At 70.4% G+C, this 3,460-nt stretch carries 4 protein-coding genes; 3 read left to right on the plus strand and 1 reads right to left on the minus strand.

All coding sequences use genetic code 11. The annotated features are described in order from the left end of the window. Positions 1–418, minus strand: a 418-nt coding sequence (locus QM019_RS12560; protein WP_282853289.1) for a hypothetical protein, incomplete at its 3' end; no start/stop codon positions are given. A gap of 85 nt (positions 419–503) precedes the next feature. Here QM019_RS12560 and QM019_RS12565 point away from each other — a divergent pair. From QM019_RS12565 to miaA, 3 genes are read left to right on the plus strand one after another with little or no spacing between them, the layout of a single operon-like run. Beyond that, positions 504–890, plus strand: a complete 387-nt coding sequence (locus QM019_RS12565) for a VOC family protein (protein ID WP_282853290.1) — start codon at positions 504–506, stop codon at positions 888–890. A gap of 53 nt (positions 891–943) precedes the next feature. Next, on the plus strand, positions 944–2,494 hold the full coding sequence (gene miaB / locus QM019_RS12570) for a tRNA (N6-isopentenyl adenosine(37)-C2)-methylthiotransferase MiaB (RefSeq protein WP_282853291.1): 1,551 nt from the start codon (positions 944–946) through the stop codon (positions 2,492–2,494). Beyond that, positions 2,485–3,414, plus strand: a complete 930-nt coding sequence (gene miaA / locus QM019_RS12575; protein WP_282853293.1) for a tRNA (adenosine(37)-N6)-dimethylallyltransferase MiaA — start codon at positions 2,485–2,487, stop codon at positions 3,412–3,414. Before miaB ends, miaA begins: the two co-directional genes overlap by 10 nt. Positions 3,415–3,460 lie beyond the last annotated feature (46 nt).

The raw sequence follows: 3,460 nt of genomic DNA on the forward strand, positions 1-3,460 counted from the left end.
GGTCAGCGGTGGCTGAGCGCCGGTCGAGCACCCAGGCGCCGAGGCTGAGCGCCGCATTCGCGGCGGCGAGCACGGCGCGGGGCCGCCGCACGCCGCCGCGGGCGAGCCGGTCGACGAGCTTCGCGTCGAGGCGCTCGGCGAGCGGCGAGACGGCGGCCGACGCCACGGCAAAGCCCGCGGCGACAGCACCCAAGGCCTTGCCCGCCACGGGCTGCGGCCGCTCGGAGCGCAGCGCGGCCACGGCCGACCAGGCGGCCACGGCGCCGATCGCGCCGCGGTAGAGCAGCTTGCGGGTGGCGGATGCGCCCCGCGGCTCGACGAGCGCGAGGGCGGCGAGCGCGGCCGAGGAGGTGACGCCAAAGAGCGTCGAGCGGGAGTTGCCGAGCTGGTCAATCAGGGTGCGGAGCGAAGCGGCCATGCCGTCAAAACTACGGGCCCACGATGCCGCGAGGCTGGGCGCGACGTGCACTGCGCATCCAGCCCCGAGGGCTAGCTTCGCGGGCATGAAAGTAACTCAGCACTATGTCGCGCTCGATGCCGCGGACCACCTTGCCGAGGCCGCGTTCTGGGCCGCCGTGTTCGACGGCGAGGTGGGCGACGAACCCGACTGGGACGACTGGCGCACCGTCAAGGTCGACGGCCGCACGGTCATCGCCGTGCAACAGGCGCCCGACCACGTCGCGCCCGAGTGGCTGAGCGACGACCCCACGCGCCAACAGCAACAGGCACACCTCGACATCTACGTCGACCAGGCCGAGGTCGCGGCGGCTGAGGCGGAGGTGCTCGAGCTCGGCGCACGCCTGTTGCAGAGGCACGAGGACGTGACCGCGCCCGAGGGCTTTCGGGTCTATGCCGACCCGGCCGGACATCCCTTCTGCATCTGTTGGTGAACGCCGCCGTGCGCCCGCCGAAACCGGCCACCCGCCGGTAGAATTGCCGAATCATGACTGAAACGGCCACCGCTATCGCTCCGTCCGACGCCTCCCGCAACGCCGATGGCTCGCCCCGGAGCTTCTACGTGCGCACGCTCGGCTGTCAGATGAACGTGCACGACTCCGAGCGCATCACCGGCTCGCTGCTCGCTGCGGGCTACGTTGAGGCCGACACCGAAGACGCCGACGTGATCGTCATCAACACCTGCGCCGTTCGTGAGAACGCGGCCACCAAGCTCTATGGCAACCTCGGCCAGCTCGCGAGCCGCAAGCGCGAGCACGAGGGCATGCAGATCGCCGTCGGCGGCTGCCTGGCGCAGATGGAACAGCAGCAGATCGTCGACAAGGCGCCGCAGGTCGACGTCGTGTTCGGCACGCACAACATGGGCTCGCTGCCCGTGTTGCTCGAGCGCGCGCGTCACAACGACGAGGCGCAGGTCGAGCTGCTCGAGGCGCTCGAGACTTTCCCGTCGACCCTGCCGACGAAGCGCGACTCGAGCTACTCGGGCTGGGTGTCGATTTCGGTCGGCTGCAACAACACCTGCACCTTCTGCATCGTGCCGTCCCTGCGCGGCAAAGAAAAGGACCGCCGCCCGGGCGACGTGCTCAGCGAGGTGCGCGCGATTGTCGACCAGGGCGCGATCGAGGTGACGCTGCTTGGGCAGAACGTCAATTCGTACGGCGTCGACTTCGGCGACCGCCAGGCGTTCTCGAAGCTGTTGCGCGCGACCGGCGAGATCGAGGGCCTCGAGCGCGTGCGCTTCACGAGCCCGCATCCGGCCGCGTTCACCGACGACGTCATCGCCGCCATGGCCGAGACGCCGAACGTCATGCCGCAGCTGCACATGCCGCTGCAGTCGGGCTCCGACCGCGTGCTGCGCGAGATGCGCCGCTCGTACAGCTCGAAGAAGTTCCTCGGTATTCTCGACCGCGTGCGCGAGCTGATTCCACACGCCGCGATCACGACCGACCTCATCGTCGGTTTCCCCGGCGAGACCGACGAGGACTTCGAAGAGACGATGCGCGTCGTCGAGGCGTCGCGGTTCGCGAGCGCCTTCACCTTCCAGTACTCGATCCGCGAGGGCACGCCCGCCGCGACGATGCCGAACCAGGTGCCGAAGGCGGTTGTGCAGGAGCGCTTCGAGCGCCTCCTCGAGCTGCAGCAGCGCATCTCGCTCGAAGAGAACGAGAAGCTCGTCGGCACGACGCAGCAGGTGCTCGTCTCGGTCGACGAGGGCAAGAAGGACGGCGCGACGCACCGCCTCACCGGCCGCGCCGAGGACAACCGGCTCGTGCACTTCGCGCTGCCCGAGGGCGGCGCGACCCCGCGCCCCGGTGATGTCGTCACCGTCGAGATCACCCGCGGGGCTCCGAGTTACCTGCTCGCCGACAGCGACGCGCCCCTGCGCATCCGCCGCACCCGCGCGGGCGACGCCTGGGATGCGGCACAGGCCGCGTCGTGCGGCACTGGCGACGCCCCGAGCGAGGGCGGCCGGGCGGTCAACCTCGGCCTGCCGACCCTGCGAGTGGGCGCGCCCAGCTCGCCGTCAAAGTGGCAGTAGCCGCTGAGCTCATCGTCGTTGGCGGGGCCACCGGCACCGGCAAGACGGGGCTCTCGCTCGACATCGCCGACGAGCTTGCGCGGGCGGGTCGCGCGGCAGAGATCGTGAACGTCGATGCGATGCAGTTTTATCGCGGCATGGATATCGGCACCGCGAAGCTACCGCCGCATCAGCGCCGAGGCGTCCCGCATCACCTCTTCGACGTACTCGACGTCACCGAGCCCTCGACGGTCGCCTGGTACCAGCCGCTCGCGCGCGCCTGCATCGACGAGATCATCGGGCGCGGGGCCGTGCCGATTCTCGTCGGCGGCTCGGGGCTCTACCTCGCCTCGGTCGTCTTCGACCTGAGTTTTCCCGGTCGCGACCCCGAGGTGCGCGCCGCCCTCGAGGCCGAGCTCGAACAGTGGGGGCCGGGCATGTTGTATCGCCGGCTGCAGGAGTTCGACCCCGAGGCGGCCGCCCGCATCGATCCGAAGAACGGCCGCCGCGTCGTGCGCGCCCTCGAGGCGATTCGCGTGACGGGCGAGAAGTTCTCGGCGCAGCTGCCCGAGCAGGATTCATGGTGGCGGCCGACGGCGATGGTGCTCCCCGAGACGCCGCGCGCTGAGCTCGTGCAGCGGTTGGATGCGCGGGTCGAGGACATGTGGCGCGACGGCCTGGTAGAAGAGACGGCCGGCCTCGTCGAACGGGGGCTGCGCTACGACACGACCGCCGGCAAGGCGATCGGTTACGCCCAAGCGGCGGCGCAGCGGCGCGACGAACTGACGCAGGCCGAGGCGATCGCCCAGGCCCAGGCGCTCACCCGCAAGTACGCCCGCCGCCAGGTCTCGTGGTTCCGCCGCTACGACACGGCCCTCCGCCTCGACGCGACGGCCCCCGGCGCGGCCACCCAAGCCCTCGCCCACTTCGCGTCGGCCTAGGAATCGGTTGAGTGGTCGATTTTTGTAGTTCTGGCACCGCCAGAAC

The sequence above is a fragment of the Gulosibacter sediminis genome, assembly GCF_030011715.1.
Classification (GTDB): domain Bacteria; phylum Actinomycetota; class Actinomycetes; order Actinomycetales; family Microbacteriaceae; genus Gulosibacter; species Gulosibacter sediminis.

What these genes read in the sequence shown, in the direction of transcription:
- QM019_RS12565 (WP_282853290.1), top strand. Translation starts at nt 504, where the DNA reads ATGAAAGTAACTCAGCACTATGTCGCGCTCGATGCCGCGGACCACCTT.
- miaB (WP_282853291.1), top strand. Translation starts at nt 944, where the DNA reads ATGACTGAAACGGCCACCGCTATCGCTCCGTCCGACGCCTCCCGCAAC.